The sequence below is a fragment of the Ornithinimicrobium kibberense genome (assembly GCF_006519705.1).
Lineage (GTDB): Bacteria > Actinomycetota > Actinomycetes > Actinomycetales > Dermatophilaceae > Ornithinicoccus > Ornithinicoccus kibberensis.
On record NZ_VFXM01000020.1, the window covers coordinates 24,191 to 41,662 of the forward strand.

A 17,472-nucleotide genomic window follows, 5' to 3' on the forward strand; every position below is an offset into this window, starting at 1 on the left:
CCATGGTGTCCTCGCGGAGCGAGACCCGAGGGTCAGGGGAGGAGCGCCTGCGGGTTCTCGTCTACCCGCACGCGATGGAGGTGGGCGGCAGCCAGATCAACGCCATCGAGCTGGCTGGGGCCCTGCGCGACCGCGGTCATGAGGTGTGGGTGTACAGCGAGGACGGGCCCCTGCTCCAGCTCGTCCGACGGCTGAACCTGCCCCGGGTCGCGGCGAGGCGCGGATACCACCGGCCCTCTCCGCTCACGGCACTGCACCTGGCGGTCGTGGCCGCCCGGGGACGGTTCGACGTGATCCACGCCTACGAATGGCCGCCGGCGGTCGAGGCCTACCTGGCGACGGCGTTCTCACGACGCCGCGTCGCCGTGGTGACGGTGATGTCCATGGCAGTCGCCCCCTTCCTGCCCTCGTCGATGAGTCTGGTCGTCGGGACCGAGCGCATCCGGCAGCATGCGGCCGCGCGCAGGTCAGGAGCGACCTCGCTGCTGGAGCCGCCGGTGGACGTCGAGTGGAACGCGCCCGCCGGGCGGGGCGCCGACTTCCGCGCCGCCTACCGGCTCGACGGGCCGCTGGTCGTGGTCGTCTCCCGACTGGCCCACGAGCTCAAGCTCGAGGGGATCCTCACCGCCGTGCGCGCAGTCGGTCGGCTGGCGGGGGAGACACCGGTGCGGCTGGTGGTCGTCGGGGACGGTCCAGCCGCGCAGGAGGTGCGCGACCTGGTGGCGGAGCGGGGGCACGGCGCGGTCCTCCTCACGGGGTTGCTCGAGGATCCCCGCGGTGCCTACGACGCTGCTGACGTGGTGATCGGCATGGGGGGGTCGGCGCTCAAGGGCATGGCGTTCGCCAAGCCGCTCATCGTGCAGGGCGAGCACGGATTCTTCAGGCTCCTCACGCCAGAGTCGGCGGGCGACTTCCTGGAGCACGGGTGGTACGGGGTCGGGGAGGGCGACCTCGCGATGGCTGAGGACGATCTCGTCCACCTCCTCCGGGAGCTGCTCAAGGACGAGCGGCGTCGGGAGGAGCTGGGCAGCTACGGAAGGCAGCTGCTGGAGCAGCGGTTCTCCCTGGTGCGGGCGGCGGCCGTGCAGGAACGGGTGTATCGGCAGGCGATCGCCCACCGCGCCGGGCTGGCCCGACGCGTCCTGGAGGGGGTGGTCGCGGCAGCAGGCCTGGTGGCGCACAAGGCGGGCCGACGCCTCGCGCGGCGCCGCGGTGTGGTGCAGGTGGACGACTTCAACGCGAGGCCAGCATGAGGCGGAGCGGGCATCGCGCCCGACGGGACCGTCAGCCGGGGACGGTCCAGCACATCTAGGTACGGAGATCCAGGATGCCGGCGAGTGTCTCGGCTCGCCGGGCCCACGTGTGCGTCGCCGCGAAAGTGCGACGCCGCTCGACGAGTCGGGGATCGGCACAGGAGATGACGGCTTTCCGCGCTGCCCGGGCGAACGGCTCTGGCGTGTCTGCCTCCACGATGTCCGGAGACCCAAGCCAGTCGTTGGCGGGAAGGCCTGTCGAGACCACCGGGAGCCCCGCTGCGAGGTACTCCAGCGTCTTCAGCGGGAAGCTGTAACGGTTGAAGTCGTCAGTGCGGTAGGGGACGAGCCCGACGTCGACGGACTCCATCCAGAGAGGCAGGTCCTCGAAGGGTTGCGGGCCCACGGCCCGTGCCCTCGGGTGGGCCAGGATGCGGGACAGCCGTGCGCCGTCGAGGTCGCTGCTGACCGGCCCGACCAGCAGAAGGGACATCCCCTCGTCGAGCACGGCGGCCAGCAGGTCCAGGTCCGTCCTCTCGTTGAGGTGACCGACGAACCCGGCCACGGGGCCGGGCAGGTCGACCTCGATCCTGGACTTCCCGGGGGCGGGGGCGAGAAATCGTGAGACGTCACAACCGTTCGGCAGGTCGTGGACCGTGTGCCCCGCACTGCGCCACCGCTGTGCGGCCAACGGGCTCGCGGCCAGGATGGCGTCCGCGGCGGCGGCCACGCGCCGCTCACCCCGGAGCAGCGTGGCCCCGTCCATTCCCCAGTGGAGCGCGCCCGTGGCGACGTCGTCCTGCATCCAGTAGAGGTGGGACGCCTCCGGTGCCAGGTCGAAGACGTCGACCAGCAGCATCGTGCTGACGACAGCCCGGACCTCCCCTCCCAGCTCGGCGACCGCCTGCCGGATCCGGTGGCGGACCACGCGTCGGGTCAGCGGCAGCACGGACCGTCGGAACGGGCGGGGCGGCACCACGGGGGTGAGCCGCACCAGACCGGGCTGGACCTCACGCAGCCGTGGCCGTTCCAGTGCTGGCCTGACCCGCGGGTTGTGCCGGGGGCCGAGGTGGGAGAGCGGGGGGTCCACGTAGAGCACCGGCGCGTGGTGCACGAGCTCCTCGGCGAGCGGCCGGTCGGCGAGCCTGACGTCGTCCCAGTTGTTCGCCGCACAGAGAACCACCATGTCGGACCAGGCTCCGGCCGGGAGCGCGGCTAACCCCTCCATTCACGTGCCCACGGTCGAGACGGGATGCTGGTCGGGGGTCTTGCGCGAGGCGCCCGGCGCCGCAGGCCTGACACCTCGGTCCAGGCCGGCCTGCCGGCGCTGGACGCTGCCGTCCAGGTCGTCACGGTCCCGGCTGGGGCGTCGCTGCGGACGACGAGGCCCCTCGCCCCGACGGCGTCGGTGCTGACGGGCCGCTGTGAGCCACTCGCCGAGAGAGACGGACGCGAACACCAGGATCCCGCCGGCCAGCAGGATGCTGATCACGGCGCGGAGCCTGCTGGAGAACTTCTCGGTGGCCTTGGGGGAGTCGGCGATGAGAAGCGCCTCGAAGTGATACGTGGGGTCTGCCCCGTAGACCTCCTGGACGACGCGGAGGTCCTCGACGAGGATCTCCGCGAGCGCCGCCTTGGTGTCCTGGGCGGCCGTCGGGCTGTCCCCCACGCCGGTGATGTCGAGCACGAAGCCGTTGCCGACCCCACCCCTGGCCACCGTGTACTCCGGGCTCAGACCCCGGGCGTCCAGGATGTCGGCGGTGGTGTCGCTGCTCAGCCGGGTGAGGAGCACGTCGGTGATGAGTGTGGGGTTCGATGCCCGCAGGTAGGGGTTGTCGCTGTTGACGTCCTTGAGCGCCGGGTCCTCCTCCAGCTCGACGTCGGTGGGTACGTCGGGGTTGACGAGCGCGTAGCTGATGGTGGACTCGTACTGACGGGGTCCGTACTGGAACATCGCACCGGCAGCTACCAGCGCGACGAGCAGGGCGGGCATGGCGAACCACCGCTGCCGCCACAGGGCACGGAGCACGGACACCGGGTCCATCAGAGACCTCCTGGGATTGGTTCGCCCGCCGGGGGTGCGTCTGGTCGCGGCGCGCCCGCATCTCGTCGGGCCATGAGCCAGACGGCACCGCCGAGGCCGACGAGAGCGGGATAGGTGAGCGTGAAGACGGGGAAGGACAGCGAGTCGAAGGTCAGGGACCCGACCGTGGCGACGGCGCAGCCCGCCGTGACCGCACCCGCCAGGGTCCGCAAGGCGGGTGCCTGGGCGGTGCGGGCAGCGTGCAGCGTGGTGATGGCAGGGAAGGCCAGGTACATCACCGTCCCGGCGAGGCCGACGAGCCCGATGGTGACGGCGCTCTGCAGGTACTGGTTGTCCAGGATGTGCAGGGCGTTCTCCGGAAGGTAGTTGCCGGGTCCGAGGCCCAGCCACGGTCGCTCCTCGAGCATGGCGACCACCCGCGGGTAGTTGTTCATCCGGGTCGTGAGGGACAAGTCGTTCGGCGGTGGGTTGAGGGCGTTGCCCAGGGTGCTCATCAGCCCCGGCACCGTCATGAAGAGCCCCACGAGAGCGACGGGGGCTGCGACGGCAGCCCACACCCGGGCCGCCCTGGGCAGGAACGGGAAGAACGTGGCCAGTGCCACCACGATCCCGAGGACCCCGGAGCGCGAGATGGTGATGGCGATGCCGAAGATGAGCAGCGCGGTCCCCACCGCGTGTACCCACTTGCGGCCACGCCGGTCATAGATGAGACGCCAGATCGAGAGAGGCAGCAGCATCGAGCAGACGACGGCGAGCTCGATCGGGGTGAAGGTGCTGCCGGCCACCCGCACCATCGCGCCCCGCAGCTGGTAGACCGTGGCCCCGCCGTTGTCGACGAAGCCCGGCATGGCCATGCCGATCCACTCCATCGGGTTGACCTGGATGGTGAACTGCGCCACGGCGACGAGGGAGCAGAAGAGTGCGCCGTTGAGGATGGCGCGGACGTAGCGCAGTGCGTCGTCCGTCGACCGGATGGTCTCTGCGGCCACGACGACGATCGCGAAGCTGGCGAGCAGGACGAGCAACCAACGGTCCGCGGTGGCGCGGGTGGTGGCCGTGCTCCCGCCTGTCAGCCCGGCATTGAGGGCGGCGTACGACAGCAGGGTGACGAAGATGAGACTGCCGATGGCAAGCCGACCGGGGTGTCGTAGGGGGAGCGGGTTGTGCAGGCCCAAGAGGGCGGAGGCGAACCAGAGCATGAAGAGGATGAGCGACAGGATGATGGGCACGGTGCCGGCGGCCCCGAGCGGGTCGAGCACCATGGTCGAGGGGAAGAAGAAGACACTGAAGGCGATCACCCGCAGGAGCAGAGGAGGCCCTCCGGGCGGCACGGATTGGATCGCTGGCTGCCCCGGACGACTCACGCGGGCTGGTACGTCCAGGGTCATCCGATGCCGCATGTCCCACCGTCCAGCTGGTAGATGTGGACCGCGTTCGCGTCCCGGAACTCGTCGACGAATCGGCCCTCCGCTACAGGCACCGACCTTTCCTCCCCGACCACCTGTCCTGCGGTGGCGGTGGTGCACGCGAGGTCGAAGGTCGCCAGCTGGTGGCCGTCGGCGGTGGACCCCGCGATGATCGTGAACGAGTCGTCGTGCACCTTCACCACGGCGTCCACTCCGTCCGACGTGGTGAGCAGACCGTCGACGAAGGGGGCGTTGAGGATGGGGGCGAGCTGGTGGATCTGCCGGTTGACCGCGGCGACGTCCGCGCGGACAGCATCCCCGCAGGCGTCGCGCAGGACGTGCTGGGTGATGCAGTCACCACCGAAGTTGTGGTTGAAGTAGATGACTCCCCGGGCCCCGTGGACGATGCCGCTCCAGACGGCCGCGCGGATCTGGGGTCCGGTGATGGTCGGCGCCCAGGACTCGCTGAACGGGTGCCCGACCTCGACGAAGTGCCATACCGGTTTGCTGCCCCTCGGCTGCACGAGGGATCGCGCGCGTTCGACCGTCCAGCCGTAGTTGGCGGCGAGGCGGCACCGGCTCTCGCCCAGGTGTCGGCCCTCGCCCGGCCCCTGCCCTCCCTCGGACCTCCCGCAGATGTTCGGGTCGGTGAACCAGTAGGTGTCGACGGAGACCAGATCGACGAGGTCCAGGAATTGTGCGGCCTCTGCGTCGGAGTGCCAGAACGCTACCCCTTTGCCGTAGTTGACGTACGTCATGACCCCGGGGGGAGCATCGCGGAGGAGCGTCTCGACCACCGTGAAACCGCACCTGGCGGTGGAGAGCCTGCAGATCTGCCCCTCGCCCGGGTAGTTTCCCGACCACTCCTCCGAGCCGGCGCCGGCCCACATGTCCGGCTCGTCCGTCACGAGGAAGCCGTGAGCCCGCCGGTCGTCCGAGCTGACGATCAGCGACATCCCGGCCTCGGTGGCCAGGGACAGGTCGGAGTTGGCGGTGACCTCGACATAGGTGTTGATGCCCAGGCTGCGGTCCTGGGCCACGTCCTCGGCAGAGACGAGGCTCTCGAACCACACACCGACGGGGAAATGGTCCGCCGACGTCGGCAGACCGTTCGTGAACTGTGCGTAGTAGTCCGTGCCGCCGTCGACCGGGCGGACGGTCGGTTCTCCACCGACCCGCGTGGGAGGGGAGCTGGCCCTGTCGTCCGCCGACGTCGAGGCCGCCTCGCACGAGGCCAGGACGACGACGAGAACGATCAGCAGGGGGGCGACCGATCCCGGTCCGCCTGAGTTCCTGACCGACGGCCGCCGCATCATCGGGTTGCCTCCCTGACCGCGTCGTGCACGTAGCGCTCGATCTCCGGCGGGGTGTGCGCGTTGGACTGGACATGGATGGCGATGTCGTCGTCCGCGAGGCTGTCGACGAACTCGCGTGCACTCCTCCTGTTCAGCGGTTCCCGCTGCCAATAGACATGACACAGCGGTCTGTCGGACTGGAAGGCGCGCTGGGCCGGCGAGGCGAGGTTCATGACGTACTCGCCGTAGAGGGTGTACTCGGAGATGTCCAGGCACCTGCCGATGACGGTCTGCCAGGGCCGGCCGGCCACCTGGGCGACCCGATCGGTGCAGTCGCGCACCAGCGTGGTGTCCCACGAGGTGATGCCCCCGATGAAGTCGTCGTAGGGGGGATCGTCGAACGGGTCCAGTGCCAGCAGCCGATGTGCCCTCCGGTGCCAGGCCCGATGACGTGCCATGCCTTCATGGACACCTTCGGGCAACCGGAACAGCCGGGTGCATCCCCCACGCCGGAAGGTGGTCTCGGTCACCGGGCGGATGAGCTGGGTCTCGGAGTCGACGAAGACCAGGGTGTCGGCGTCCACGTGCTCGGCGGCGGCCAGCTTGACCAGTTGCTGGAGGATCCATCCCCGCATCGGTGGCCAGGGTCTTCGCACGTTCACCGCTGCGATCTGGACGGCAGACGGCAGACCGGGAAGTCGTGCAACGGTGCGGTTGAGCCACTCGGTGGTGACGATGGTCGACGACAGCACCTCCCGCGTGCTCGTCAACCGCAGGCGTCCTGAGCGGGTGAGCGGCGCGAACAGGTCGACGTCCGCACGAGGGACGAACGCGTAGTGCATCAGGTCGCTGTACTGGACCACGGAGTCGTGAAGGCGGGCGAACCGGTCGAAGTCCGGTGCGTAGGAGGTGGTGACGAAGGCTGTGCTCACGAGGGACCTCGACTGGTGGCGTCGCGTTCCCAGACGGTCCCGGCCGGGTCACGTCCGCTGCGCGCAGCGATGGCAAGGCTGGCGTAGACGACCGCATCCAGAAGACTCAGCGGTCCCGTCACCGTGCTGGCCAGCTCACGGACGGTGGAGGCCGACGTGCTCACCCCCAGCTGGGCGGGGCCACGGGCCTGACGGCGGAGAACCGTCAGGAGCGCAGTCGTCGTGCGCGGGGTCCGGACCACCGCCGGATCCGTCGGTACGACGACCTTCTCGTCCTGCGCGAAGGTCGAGTCGACGAGCAGGTCGTCCGCGATGACGTCGGGAAAGGGAGCGACCCGCCGGTGTCCCTCCTTGCTGAGTGCGTAGACGCCGGCGCCCCAGAGCGCTCGTGACATCGACGGCATCCGCGATCTGGCGCGGTAGTAGCTGCGCACGAGCGGCCCCGCACCGCGCAGGTCCCACACGTAGGGCGGCCGGGCGGCCAGGGCTCCGGACTGCAGCTGCGTGAAGACGTCCATGACCGCCCGCGGCGTAACGGTGACGTCCGCGTCGAGGTAGAGCCGGGGCCAGGACCCGGCCACGGCGTCGGCCGCGTTGAGGGCGGCGGTCTTACCTGGGGCGGGGAGGTCCAGGACGCGGGTGCCTGGTGCCGCCCGGGCGATCTCGACCGTGCCGTCGGAGCAGCCGTTGGCAGCGACGACGACCTCCACCCCGGCCTGGCACAGCGGGGTGACGGCATCGAGCGTCCGTCCGAGCACGGCTGACTCGTTGTGCGCGGGGATGATGATGGAACCACCCAGACCGGTGCGGGGGGTTCCCCGGTCCGCGTGCGGCAGGTCGATCCAGGACGACTCCCGCAGCAGTGTCCGGAGCGCCGCCCGGTGGACCGGGGCGTACGAGCGAAGCGCCTCGCCCAGGACCACGGCGGCACGGAACTGGGCGGCTCTGCGGGGAGACTGGTGCTTCCGGGCATACCGGACACGGTTCACGGTGAGGAGGACGTCGAGGTCCACGGAGGTCCCGGAGCCTCCTTGGCGGTGGTGGACCCGGGCAGCGGGCTCGTACCAGATGGCGCCCCCGGCATCGCGGACCCTGCGCATGTAGTCCGTCTCCTCCGAGTAGAGGAAGAACCGCTCGTCCCACTCGCCGACCTCGTCAAGAGCGTCCCGCCGCACGAGGAGGGCCGCCCCGGTGGCCCAGTCGATCTGGTGCGCCACCTCATACCCGGCGCGAGCCCACACGGTCTCGCTGGTCGACCCCGGCCGCCGGCGCAGACGGCTGCCGAAGAGGGCATCCCCCAAGGCCGTTCGCCGTGTCGGTTCTCGCCGCAGTGAGGGGTAGACGTCCCCGTCGCTGTCCCGGATCTGCGGGACCACCACCGCGGCGCCCGTGCGTCGCATCGTCGACACGAGGGCCGCCACGGCGCCAGGTTCAAGGACCAGGTCGGGGTTGAGGATGAGCACCGCGTCGACGGGCGGAACGGTGCGGACCGCCACGTTGATGCCCCCGGCGTACCCGAGGTTGCCACCGGCGGTGACCACGGTGACTCCCGGGTGCGCCCCGGCCACCTCCACGCTGTCGTCGGTGGACGCGTTGTCGACCACGATCGCCGACAGGCGGATGGAGTCGTGGAGCTGGGCCTGCAGACTGTTCAGCAGCGTGGGGAGGTGGCCCGCACTGTTGTGCGTGACGGTGACCGCGCAGACAGCCGTCGGCGCCACGGCCGCCATCTCCTGCTGCCGCATCGCCTGGGGCCTCGGACCTCGGGTCCTGGTGGGCGCCGCACGGACGGTCGCGTCGGACAAGGTCATGCCGCCAAGGCGTTCCCGCGCAGATGAACGCGATGTGCTCGGGTCCGGATGCCGGTGGTCGTGGTGCCCATGAGGAGCAGCAGGGCGAAGGGCAGGTCGTCCAGGAGGTAGCGTCTGGCGAGCCGACGCGGTTCACGAACGAGACGGTAGGCCCATTCGAGCCCGACCCTCTGCAGCAGCGTCGGTGCCCTCGGGATCCGTTCGGCCGCCATGTCGATGGCGCCGCCGCATCCCACGAACCACACCCCGGGGAACTCCTCGAGGATGCCCTGGATGAGTCGCTCCTGCTTGGGGAAGCCGAAGCCGCAGAAGACGATGGCCGGGTGGGCGCCGTGGAGGCGCTCCGTCAGCAGGGCCATCTGCTCCGCGGAGCGTTCGAAGCCGAGGGGCGGGGAGTAGACGCCGACGACGACCTCGGCGCCGGGGTGGCGCGCGTTGAGCTGGTGCGCCGCCAGCTCGGCCACGCCGTCGGCGGCGCCCAGGAGGAACACCCGGTGCCCCTCACGGGCAGCACCGGCGGTGAGGGTCCAGATCAGCGACGAGCCCGTCACCCGCTCCGGCAGGGGGGTGCCTGCGAGCCGGGCGGCCCAGATCACGGGCATCCCGTCGCAGACGACGAGGTTGGCGGAGTTGACCAGCTCACGCAGAGTGGCGTCGCGCGAGCGCTGGAGGATGTCGATGTTGGGTGTGACCAACCACCCCCCTCGCCCCTGTCGCAGCTCGTCGAGAACCGCCTCGACCGTCTGCTTCTCGGTCAAAGAGTCGAAGGTCACCCCTCCGACGCAGCACCTGTTTTCGCACAACATGAACCCTCCCCAGAGTTCACCCCACGCCGCAGGCGACCCCGGTTGCTCGCGCTCACCGTCACGTCACCCATTGCGTGAGCGGGGCTGGGTCGTCTGTCCTGCTTTACCTGAAACCGACCGCTTCTTTACGAAAACTTGACGATTCCTCGTTCAAGGTAGCGCTGCTTCAGGTTGACGTAAAGGGGTTGACGAGATATTGGTCACACCAGTTCTGGGCAGGAGGCGTCCCCTGCTCCTGCGGCGACGTGACTCGCCGGGGGCGTTCGACCTTGGTGCGCCTCAGCCCACCGGATGCCCGGCGGCGACCAGCACCTGCTCCCAGGTCACCGACCGCGGGGCGCCCAGCCGGTCGGGCGTCGCCAATGTCGCGATGGCCTGCGCCCGCTCCCGTCGGCCCAGCTCCTCGCCGAACCGGTCCACGACCAGCAGGGCCCGCGGGCGGGCCAGGCCGCCGAGCAGCTCGCGCACCGTGTCCATGAGGTCCACGGCGATGGCGTCGAGGTCGGCCGAGCCCGCCCCACCGGCCGCAGCACCGGAACCAGCTGCGCCCCCGCCACCCGCAGCCCGCGACAACGTCACCGCCGCCACGAGCGACCGCCCCAGCTCGGGGTCCTTGCGCCAGGTCACCTCGGCCCGGTCGACGTAGGGGTGCTCCGTCAGTACCTCCCGGACCTCCCGCAGCGACACCAGCTGCCCCGAGATGGACACCACGTCGTCGGTCCGGCCCAGGAACTGCACCGCCCCGTCCTCGTCGACCCGCCCCAGGTCGCCGGTCGCATAGACCCCCGGGTGCCGCGTCCAGTGCGCCTCGGCCACGCCGGCCGAGTCGCCCTCGACCCCCACCATCGTCGCGGCCCACGGCCTGGTCAGCACGACCTCGCCGGTCTCCCCGGCCGGCACCGGCACCCCGTCGACGTCCACGATCGTCAGCCCGCAGTCGGGCAGGGGCGGCGCGTCGGACAGCCCGGTGATCCGCACGATCCCGCCCAGCTCCAGCTGCCCCCAGGCGTCGGCCACCTCGGTCCCCTCGACGCCGAACGCCCCGCGCAGCCACGCGGCCAGCTCCTCCTCGACCGGCTCCCCGGCCGTCGCCACCCGCCGCAGCGTCGGGATCCCCGAGATCCCGGGCATCTCCCGGGCCCAGCCCCGCACGGTCCGCATGACCGACGGGCTGGTCAGCAGCGACTCCACGCCATACCGCCGGATGATGTCCCACGCCCGCTGGTGGTTGGGCACGTCGAGGGTGCCCTCGAACATCACCGTCGTCGCCCCGCCCGCCAGCGGCCCGTAGATCCCGTGGAACTGCGTCACCGCCCAGGCGATGTCGCCCACGCACCAGAACGGCCCGCCGGTCGACAGGTGCTCGTGCACCGCGACCGCACCGGCCAGCATCGTCCCGGTCCCGTGCACGATCGAGACGGCCTGGCCGCCCCGGTTCGCCAGCGGGATGCTCGCCACCGGGTGGTCGACCGGCAGCGCGACCGCGTCGCCGTTGAGCTCGGGCCGCCCCTCCCCGACCCCCGGCCGCGACCCCGCCAGTAGGTCGTGCAGCCACCGGTCGCCCTCGTACCACTGCACGTCCATCCCCGTGCGCCGCACGACGACCGTGTGCTCGATCCCGCCGGCGGCCAGCATCGCCTCGTCGGCCCGCGCCTTGAGCGGCAGCACCGTCCCGTGGCGCCACGCGCCGTCCTGGGTGAAGAGCACCTTGAGGTCCAGCAGCGAGAGCCGGTCGGCCAGCGGCTCCACCGGCAGCGGCGCCGGCAGCACCGTGTGCACCGCCCCGATCCGCGCGCAGGCCAGCATCGCCACGACCGTCTCGGGCAGCCAGCCCAGGTGCAGCCCGACCTTGTCGCCGACGCCCACGCCCATCTGCCGCAGCGACCGTGCGAGCGCGACGACCTGCTCGTGCAGCTCGGCGTAGGTCAGGCTCCGCCGGTCGCCCGGCTCGCCCTCCCAGTGCAGCGCGACCTGGTAGCCCCGCTCGGCCAGGTGCCGCTCGACGCACGACACGGACAGGTTCACCGTCGCCCCGGACATCCAGGTGCCCGACCTCTCGCCGGGCTCCCACAGCGACTCATAGGGGGTGAGCAGCCCCAGCCGTCCCACGACGTCCGCCCACGCGCGCTCGTCCGGCATGGACCGAGGGTATGAGGTGGAGCTCGCCTCCGCGGTCCCGTCCCCCTCACGCATGGCCCAGCGTCCTTCCCGCGGCCCGTGCAGCCCGGCCGAGGTGTGCGGCCACGGTGGCCACGTGCGGCTCGTCGGTGGTGTCGTCGACCGTGGCCGCCAGCGCGGCGACCGTCGTGCCCTGGCCGTCGACGACCGGGACGGCGACCTCGGCGGGCAGCATCGGGTCCTCCGGGGTCACGGCCAGGTGGTCGGCCGCGGCCCAGGTCTCCTGCTGGCCGCGGGCGATCTCGACCAGCTCCGCCGGTGCCGACTCCAGCAGCCGGGCCCACTGGTCGGCGTCGCCGCGGGAGCCGAGGACCCGCCCGCCGGCGCTGTCGAGGGCGTGGTGCACGCGGTGGGTGTCGCGGTAGGGGCCACGGTCCTGCCCGTCGACCCGGTCGATGTCGACGACCTCGCAGCGCACCAGGGTCTGCACCCGGACGGTCGCGCCGACCTGGTCGCGCACCTGGGTCAGGTAGGGCGCCAGCGCCCCGAGCAGCGGCAGCCGGGACAGGTAGTGGTTGGACAGCCGGGTCAGCTCCGGCCCCAGGCCGTAGCGCGAGGACCGCGGGTCCTGCACGACGAGGTCGGCCAGCACGAGCGAGCGCAGCAGCCGGTGGACCGTCGGCACCGAGAACTGGCTGCGCTCGGCCAGGTCGGTGAGGTGCTGGTAGGCGGGTCCGTCGCTGAGCAGCTCGAGGAGCTGCACGGCGTTGCGGACGGTGCCCAGGCCCCCCCGGGCCTGGCCCTCGCCCCCGGCGTCACTGTTCGGCATGCGGGCCATCTTCCATCACGTGTGGGTTCCGTACCATCATGCGTCGAAAACTTTCTGCAGACAACCCTTGATTTCCAGATAGTGAAAATGTAGCGTCAACCTCCGATACGGATCGAGGACGACCCGAAGGAGTGCCCGTGACGAGGACCCGCCCGTGCTGACCAGGGCCTACCAGCATTCGCTCAACGGCAGCAGCCGCCCGACCGGCCTGCCGCTGCTCGAGGTGGACGACATCTCGCTGCGCTTCGGCGGCGTCAAGGCGCTGACCGACGTCTCCTTTACCGTCACCCAGGGCGACGTGCACGCGATCATCGGCCCCAACGGCGCCGGCAAGTCCTCGCTGCTCAACTGCATCAGCGGCATCTACCACCCCCAGGAGGGGCAGATCCGCCTCCACACCGGCGGCGGCCAGGACGTCACCGGCAAGGACGTCGCCGAGGGCCACCACCTGCTGACCCAGCTGCCCCCCTTCAAGGTCGCCCGCCTCGGCGTGGCCCGCTCCTTCCAGAACATCGAGCTCTTCTCCCACCTGACGGTGCTGGAGAACCTCATGCTCGGCCGGCACATCCACATGCGGCACAGCGTGATGGCCTCGATGCTCTGGTTCGGCCCGGCCCGGAAGCAGGAGATCGAGCACCGGCACCTCGTCGAGGAGGTCATCGACCTGCTCCAGCTGCAGGAGTTCCGCAACAAGCCGGTCGGCGCCCTGGCCTACGGCATCCAGAAGCGCGTCGAGCTCGGGCGCGCGCTCTGCATACAGCCCGCGCTCCTGCTCCTCGACGAGCCGATGGCCGGCATGAACGCCGAGGAGAAGGAGGACATGGCACGCTACGTCCTCGACGTCCACGAGCTCGCCGGCGTCACCGTCATGCTCATCGAGCACGACATGAACGTCGTCATGGACGTCTCCGACCGGGTCAGCGTGCTCGACTTCGGCAAGCTCATCGCCGACGGCACCCCCGACGAGGTCAAGGCCGACCCGGCGGTGATCGAGGCATACCTCGGCGCCGACGAGGACGAGAAGCAGGGGGCCTGACGATGGCGACCGCGACGACCAGGATGAAGTCCTCGGCCCAGACCCCCGTCGACCTGGACACCGCGACCTTCCCGCGGCTCATGCTCGACCTGGCGAAGACCCGCCCAGACGGCGTGGCCATGCAGGAGAAGCTCTACGGCATCTGGCAGCCGCTGACCTGGGCCGACTACCGCCAGCGGGTCGAGGACTTCGCCCACGGCCTGGCCGGCTACGGCGTGCAGCGCGGCGAGATCGTCGCCGTCCTGGGCGACAACCGCCCCGAGTGGCTCATCGCCGAGCTGGCCGCCCAGAGCATGGGCGCCGCGGTCGTGGGCATCTACCCCACCTCGATCGGCGAGGAGCTCGAGCACATCCTGTCGATGTCCCGCGCCCGCGTCGTCGTCGTCGAGGACCAGGAGCAGGTCGACAAGCTGCTCCGCCTGCGCGAGACCAGCGAGAGCCTGCTCGTCGAGCAGGTCGTCTACTACGACCCGCACGGCCTAGAGTCCTACGACGACCCGTGGCTGGTCGACTTCACCGAGGTCGAGGCCGCCGGCCGCCGCCGGGCCGAGCAGCAGCCGACCTGGTTCGAGGACGAGATCGCCCGCAGCACCCCCGAGGACATCGCGGTCATCTGCACCACCTCGGGCACCACCTCCAAGCCCAAGCTCGGCGAGCTGTCCCACCGCAACCTGCTGACGATGGCCGACCACCTCACCGAGATCGACCCGGCCGACCACACCTTCCGCTACGTCTCCTTCCTGCCGTTCGCCTGGATCGGCGAGCAGATGCTGGCGGTGGCGATCGGCCTGTCCCGCGGGCTGACGATCTCCTTCCCCGAGGACGCCTCCACCCAGCGCAACGACCTGCGCGAGATCGGGCCGGACGTGATGTTCTCCCCGCCGCGGATCTGGGAGTCGATGCTCTCGGAGGTGCAGGTGCGCATCGACGAGGCCGGCTGGCTCAAGCGCAAGATCTTCGGGTGGGGGTATGACGTGGGCGACCGGGCCGCGCAGGCGCGCGTCCACGGCAAGGGCGGGGGAGGCCCGATGAGCTGGCTGGCCGACCAGGTCAGCACCCGCCCGGTGCGCGACCAGCTCGGCCTGTCCCGGGTGCGCCGCGCCTACACCGGCGGTGCGCCGCTGGGGCCGGACGTCTTCCGCTTCTTCCACGCCATCGGGGTCAACCTCAAGCAGATCTACGGCCAGACCGAGATCTGCGGCATCGCCGTGGTCCACCGCGACGATGACATCGCCTTCAACACGGTCGGCCAGCCGATCCCGGGCACCGACCTGCGGATCAGCGACGACGGGGAGATCCTGCTGCGCTCCGCCTCGGTCTTCCGCGGCTACCACCGCCAGCCGGAGGAGACGGCCAAGACGGTCGACCCCGAGGGCTGGCTGCACACCGGCGACGCCGGCTACCTCGACGAGGACGGCCACCTGGTCGTCATCGACCGGGCCAAGGACGTGCTCACCGCCCCCGACGGCAGCCGCTACTCCAGCGCGTTCATCGAGAACAAGCTCAAGTTCAGCCCCTACGTCGAGGAGGCGGTCGTCTTCGGCCCCAACCGCGAGGGCGAGCGGATGACCGCGATGATCACCATCGACCCCGGCACCGTCGGCTCCTGGGCCGAGCACGAGCGGCTCAGCTACACCACCTACACCGACCTGGCCGGCAAGCCCGAGGTCTACGAGCTGGTCGCCGAGGAGATCACCCGGGCCAACGAGGACCTGCCCGAGTCGATCCGGGTGGCCCGCTTCCTGCTCCTGCACAAGCAGCTGGACCCCGACGACGACGAGATCACCCGCACCCGAAAGGTGCGGCGCAACGTCATCGACGAGCGCTACGCCGACCTCATCGCGGCCCTGCGCAGGGGCGACGACTCGGTGGGGATCTCCAGCCGGGTGACCTACCAGGACGGCACGTCCATCCTGCGGGAGCTGTCGCTGACGATCTTCGACCTGACCACCTACTCGATCCCGGAGGGCCGGGGTCGTCGACCCGTCTGGAGTGGCCGCCGATGAGCACCTTCCTCAACCTGCTGGTCTACGGGCTGGCCGACGGCGCGATCCTGGCGCTGGCCGCGCTGGGCTTCGTGCTCATCTACAAGGCCACGAGCGTCATCAACTTCGCCCAGGGCGAGTTCCTGCTCGTCGGGGCCTACATGTTCTACACGGCCTTCGTCGTGATGGGGCTGCCGCTCATCGCGGCCGTCGCGGTCGGCGTCGTGGTCGCCACGATCCTCGGCGTGGTCGTCGAGCGGTTCATCCTGCGGCCGATGATCGGCGAGGACCCGATCAGCATCATCATGGTGACGATCGGCCTGTCGATGCTGCTCAACGCCCTGGTGCAGATGTTCTACGGCACCAGCGTCAAGAGCCAGCCGGCGATCCTGCCGCGCGGGTCGGTGGACTTCCTCGGTGCGACGGTGCCGCTCAACCGGCTGCTCGTCATCCTCATCGCCGCGGTCGTGCTGACCGCCTTCACGATCTTCTTCCGCCGGTCGCGGCACGGCATCGCGATGCGCGCCGTGGCCGACGACCAGCAGGCGGCGATGACGATGGGCATCTCGGTGCGGCGCATCTTCGCCCTCGCCTGGGTGCTGGCGGCGGTCTCGGCGCTCATCGCCGGTGTGCTGCTGGCCGACATCTCCGCGGTCGACCAGAACCTGGCCGCCTTCGGCCTGCTGGTCTTCCCGGTGGTCATCCTCGGCGGGCTCGACTCGGTCCCCGGCACGATCGTCGGTGGCCTGACCATCGGCCTGCTCAAGCAGTTCGTCTCCGGCTACCTCGACCCCGGACTGGCCACCGTCATCCCCTACGTGGTGCTCGTGCTGATCCTGCTGGTCAAGCCCTACGGCATCTTCGGCGAGACGCGGATCGAGAGGGTCTGACATGGCGACCGCAACCGGCATCTACCACCGGACATACTCCTCCGAGCTGCGTCTGCGCAGCACCCGCGCGGAGCTCTTCCGCCTCGGCCTCATGGTCGTGCTGCTGATCGTCCTGCCGTTCGTGCTGGACAACTACTGGCTCTCGATCGTCAACACGATCCTCATCGCCGTCATCGGCGCGGTGGGCCTGAACATCCTCGTCGGCTACACCGGCCAGATCAGCCTGGGCCAGGGCGGCTTCCTCGCCGTCGGGGCCTACTCCTCGGCGCTGCTGTCCGAACGGATGGGGATGCCAGTACCGCTGGCGATCGCGTTCGCGGTGGTCTTCACCGCGGTGATCGGCACCTTCTTCGGCCTGCCGGGCCTGCGCCTCAAGGGGCTCTACCTGGCGATCGCGACCCTGGCCTCCCAGCAGATCATCGAGTTCATCATCCGCCGCTGGGGCTGGCTGACCGAGGGCCGCGGCTACATCACCCTCGACCGGCTCAACGTCCTCGGCTGGACGCTGCCGCGGGAGTCCTTCGAGCAGAGCTGGTACTGGATCCTCCTGGTCCTGGCGGCGATCGCCGTGATGGCCGCGCGCAACCTCTTCCGCACCGGCCTGGGCCGCTCGTTCATGGCCGTGCGCGACCAGGACATCGCCGCCGAAGCGATCGGGATCAACCTCACCCGGGCCAAGCTCACCGCGTTCGCGGTCTCCAGCGGGTTCGTCGGCCTGGCCGGCGCGCTGACCGCGCACTACACCGAGACGGTCACCTGGGAGGCGTTCACCCTCAACGTCTCGATCATGTACCTGGCGATGATCATCGTCGGCGGCCTGGGCAGCATCGCCGGCGCCGTCTACGGCGCGGTGTTCATGTCGCTGCTGCCGGTGCTCATCCGCGAGCTCGCCGACGTGGTCGGCCCCGCCGCCCCGTGGTTGTCCAGCCAGCTCCCGGCGATCCAGAACGCGATCTTCGGCCTGGTCATCATCCTGTTCCTCATCATCGAGCCCCGCGGCCTCAACAGGCTGTGGGAACGCGCCAAGGAGTACATCCGCTTCTGGCCCTTCCGCTACTAGATCCCCA

14 protein-coding genes are annotated in these 17,472 nt (G+C 70.4%); 5 read left to right on the forward strand and 9 right to left on the reverse strand.

Going from position 1 to position 17,472, the window contains the following annotated elements:
- The first annotated feature begins 2 nt into the window (after positions 1–2).
- Positions 3–1,253 carry a glycosyltransferase gene (locus FJR00_RS14950; protein WP_238330527.1) on the forward strand — a complete coding sequence of 417 codons (1,251 nt, stop codon included), beginning with the start codon at positions 3–5 and terminating at the stop codon, positions 1,251–1,253.
- A 55-nt stretch (positions 1,254–1,308) separates the two neighbouring features.
- Here FJR00_RS14950 and FJR00_RS14955 read toward each other — a convergent pair whose 3' ends face one another.
- The 9 genes from FJR00_RS14955 to FJR00_RS14995 all read right to left on the reverse strand — a co-directional run bounded on the left by FJR00_RS14955 (position 1,309) and on the right by FJR00_RS14995 (position 12,494).
- Positions 1,309–2,439, reverse strand: coding sequence for a glycosyltransferase (locus FJR00_RS14955; RefSeq protein WP_181409660.1), 1,131 nt, complete (start codon positions 2,437–2,439; stop codon positions 1,309–1,311).
- A 42-nt stretch (positions 2,440–2,481) separates the two neighbouring features.
- Positions 2,482–3,297: a chain-length determining protein gene (locus FJR00_RS14960; protein WP_141339430.1), complete on the reverse strand. Its 816-nt coding sequence runs from the start codon at positions 3,295–3,297 to the stop codon at positions 2,482–2,484.
- Entirely contained in the window at positions 3,297–4,595 is a 1,299-nt protein-coding gene (locus FJR00_RS14965) for an O-antigen ligase family protein (RefSeq protein WP_238330528.1), read from the reverse strand. The genes FJR00_RS14960 and FJR00_RS14965 overlap by 1 nt, the downstream gene beginning before the upstream one ends.
- 86 nt (positions 4,596–4,681) lie before the next feature.
- Positions 4,682–5,776, reverse strand: a complete 1,095-nt coding sequence (locus tag FJR00_RS14970) for a hypothetical protein (RefSeq protein ID WP_141339433.1) — start codon at positions 5,774–5,776, stop codon at positions 4,682–4,684.
- Between the two features lie 239 nt (positions 5,777–6,015).
- The gene (locus tag FJR00_RS14975; RefSeq protein ID WP_181409661.1) at positions 6,016–6,930 is read right to left on the reverse strand and encodes a DUF6492 family protein; all 915 of its coding nucleotides are present in this window, start codon (positions 6,928–6,930) and stop codon (positions 6,016–6,018) included.
- Positions 6,927–8,675, reverse strand: coding sequence for a glycosyltransferase family 2 protein (locus FJR00_RS16420; protein ID WP_238330529.1), 1,749 nt, complete (start codon positions 8,673–8,675; stop codon positions 6,927–6,929). Before FJR00_RS16420 ends, FJR00_RS14975 begins: the two co-directional genes overlap by 4 nt.
- A 62-nt stretch (positions 8,676–8,737) precedes the next feature.
- Positions 8,738–9,499: a WecB/TagA/CpsF family glycosyltransferase gene (locus tag FJR00_RS14985; protein WP_202876700.1), complete on the reverse strand. Its 762-nt coding sequence runs from the start codon at positions 9,497–9,499 to the stop codon at positions 8,738–8,740.
- Between the two features lie 327 nt (positions 9,500–9,826).
- A complete protein-coding gene (locus FJR00_RS14990; protein ID WP_181409662.1) occupies positions 9,827–11,686 on the reverse strand; it encodes an acetate--CoA ligase in 1,860 nt (619 codons plus the stop codon).
- A 46-nt stretch (positions 11,687–11,732) separates the two neighbouring features.
- Complete coding sequence (locus FJR00_RS14995) at positions 11,733–12,494, reverse strand: IclR family transcriptional regulator (RefSeq protein WP_181409663.1); 762 nt, start codon at positions 12,492–12,494, stop codon at positions 11,733–11,735.
- Between the two features lie 154 nt (positions 12,495–12,648).
- Between FJR00_RS14995 and FJR00_RS15000 the strand changes: the two genes are divergently transcribed.
- The 4 genes from FJR00_RS15000 to FJR00_RS15015 are packed head-to-tail and all read left to right on the forward strand — an operon-like array spanning position 12,649 to position 17,465.
- Positions 12,649–13,530: an ABC transporter ATP-binding protein gene (locus FJR00_RS15000; protein WP_141339443.1), complete on the forward strand. Its 882-nt coding sequence runs from the start codon at positions 12,649–12,651 to the stop codon at positions 13,528–13,530.
- 2 nt (positions 13,531–13,532) lie between these two features.
- Positions 13,533–15,536 (forward strand): AMP-binding protein, encoded by a 2,004-nt coding sequence (locus tag FJR00_RS15005; RefSeq protein ID WP_141339445.1) that lies wholly within the window; start codon positions 13,533–13,535, stop codon positions 15,534–15,536.
- Positions 15,533–16,405: a branched-chain amino acid ABC transporter permease gene (locus FJR00_RS15010; protein ID WP_141339447.1), complete on the forward strand. Its 873-nt coding sequence runs from the start codon at positions 15,533–15,535 to the stop codon at positions 16,403–16,405. The genes FJR00_RS15005 and FJR00_RS15010 overlap by 4 nt, the downstream gene beginning before the upstream one ends.
- A gap of 1 nt (position 16,406) precedes the next feature.
- A complete protein-coding gene (locus FJR00_RS15015) occupies positions 16,407–17,465 on the forward strand; it encodes a branched-chain amino acid ABC transporter permease (RefSeq protein ID WP_141339449.1) in 1,059 nt (352 codons plus the stop codon).
- Positions 17,466–17,472: the final 7 nt, after the last annotated feature.

Coding starts and splice junctions, on each gene's coding strand:
- FJR00_RS14990 (WP_181409662.1), bottom strand. CDS start 11,686: ATGCCGGACGAGCGCGCGTGGGCGGACGTCGTGGGACGGCTGGGGCTG.
- FJR00_RS15005 (WP_141339445.1), top strand. CDS start 13,533: ATGGCGACCGCGACGACCAGGATGAAGTCCTCGGCCCAGACCCCCGTC.
- FJR00_RS14995 (WP_181409663.1), bottom strand. CDS start 12,494: ATGCCGAACAGTGACGCCGGGGGCGAGGGCCAGGCCCGGGGGGGCCTG.
- FJR00_RS16420 (WP_238330529.1), bottom strand. CDS start 8,675: ATGCGGCAGCAGGAGATGGCGGCCGTGGCGCCGACGGCTGTCTGCGCG.
- FJR00_RS14960 (WP_141339430.1), bottom strand. CDS start 3,297: ATGGACCCGGTGTCCGTGCTCCGTGCCCTGTGGCGGCAGCGGTGGTTC.
- FJR00_RS14955 (WP_181409660.1), bottom strand. CDS start 2,439: ATGGTGGTTCTCTGTGCGGCGAACAACTGGGACGACGTCAGGCTCGCC.
- FJR00_RS14950 (WP_238330527.1), top strand. CDS start 3: ATGGTGTCCTCGCGGAGCGAGACCCGAGGGTCAGGGGAGGAGCGCCTG.
- FJR00_RS15015 (WP_141339449.1), top strand. CDS start 16,407: ATGGCGACCGCAACCGGCATCTACCACCGGACATACTCCTCCGAGCTG.
- FJR00_RS15010 (WP_141339447.1), top strand. CDS start 15,533: ATGAGCACCTTCCTCAACCTGCTGGTCTACGGGCTGGCCGACGGCGCG.